The following is a 1,277-nucleotide window of genomic DNA, read 5'->3' on the forward strand; positions in this document are numbered from 1 at the left end:
AAGCGCTCCTTGCGGGAGAAATGACGGCAAAAGAGATGAGCGCCCTTGCGGTGGGCAAGCTCCGCAAGAAAAGGGATGCGCTCCATCAGGCATTGGTGGGCCGGATCACCGAGCACCATATTTTCATCTGAAAATGTCCTTTCGACAGGCGAGACGCCTGTCCTACTGGTTATAAAGTCACCACCCCTGGTAGGACAGCCGTCTCGGCTGTCCTGACTGCAATTTTCATCATTCTTTGTGAGCAAATGGCTCATGAATGTTTCATGATCCGAACATCGCTCAAGCATATACGGTCCATCGAAAAGCTTGTGACGAAGATTGAGAAGCAGATCGACGAAAAACTCAAACCCTATCAAAAGGAATACGAGCTGTTACAGACCATTCCCGGGGTCAAGGAACACGCTGCGGCCTCCATCATTGCGGAGATCGGGGTAAACATGGACCAGTTCCCCACGGCAGACCATCTCTCGTCGTGGGCAGGGATGAGTCCCGGCAACAACGAGAGTGCCGGTAAAAAAAAAGCGGTAAGACCACCCATGGAAGCAAGGCGCTGAAAGCGACCCTTACGGAAAGCGCTTGGGCGGCCAGCCGGACAAAGAATTGTTATTTAAAGGCCAAGTACCACAGCCTTGTAGGCAGGCGCGGAAAGAAACGGGCGTTAATAGCCGTGGGGCACAAGATATTGGTCATGAGTTACCATATGCTCAAACGTCACGTCCCTTATCGAGAACTCGGCATGGATTATCTCGACAAGCGGAGAAAAGATAAGATAACCAAAAGCTACATCAGACGACTTACCGAGATGGGTTTTGAGGTGACCATAAAAGAAGCGACATAGGACGGAAGAGAAACAATAAGCAGTCTGATCGATTCGACAAGAAGGCGAGCACACAGGTCGATGTTTACTGGTAGTTTATGACCCCGAGCATGAAACTGACCGGGCCGGTTCTAAGTACAACGGAATGTTGCCATGAGCACGCAGATGAAATTTTCATCCCTAACCGGCCGCTCATATGACCTTCTGTCCGTATTGAAGAGACTGTCTGACGGCATTTGATTGTTATGGATACAAGCATCAGTAGTGAAGAACGAGGACACTCGGGATAAGCAGTGATGAGGAGAATAATCTTGTTGCGTCCTTATAGCATGAGGATTTTCAGATGAAAAAAGGGAAGTTAATATGAAAGAGGAAAGTTTATCAATTCCGGTAGGACAGGCGTCTCGCCTGTCAGATAATTCATGGAGGCGTCATCTTCCACATTTTCAACTCTCAGCAG

General features: G+C 48.9%; 2 protein-coding genes. Both read left to right on the top strand.

The features are described 5' to 3' along the window. Positions 1–263: 263 nt before the first annotated feature. Entirely contained in the window at positions 264–554 is a 291-nt protein-coding gene (locus tag AB1552_14460; GenBank protein MEW6054960.1) for a transposase, read from the top strand. A gap of 134 nt (positions 555–688) precedes the next feature. Then, on the top strand, positions 689–838 hold the full coding sequence (locus tag AB1552_14465; GenBank protein ID MEW6054961.1) for a hypothetical protein: 150 nt from the start codon (positions 689–691) through the stop codon (positions 836–838). Positions 839–1,277 lie beyond the last annotated feature (439 nt).

The sequence above is a fragment of the Nitrospirota bacterium genome (assembly GCA_040754395.1).
GTDB lineage: Bacteria > Nitrospirota > Thermodesulfovibrionia > Thermodesulfovibrionales > SM23-35 > JBFMCL01.

Excerpts from the sequence above, each read along its gene's own strand:
- AB1552_14460 (MEW6054960.1), top strand. The coding sequence starts at position 264 with ATGATCCGAACATCGCTCAAGCATATACGGTCCATCGAAAAGCTTGTG.
- AB1552_14465 (MEW6054961.1), top strand. The coding sequence starts at position 689 with ATGAGTTACCATATGCTCAAACGTCACGTCCCTTATCGAGAACTCGGC.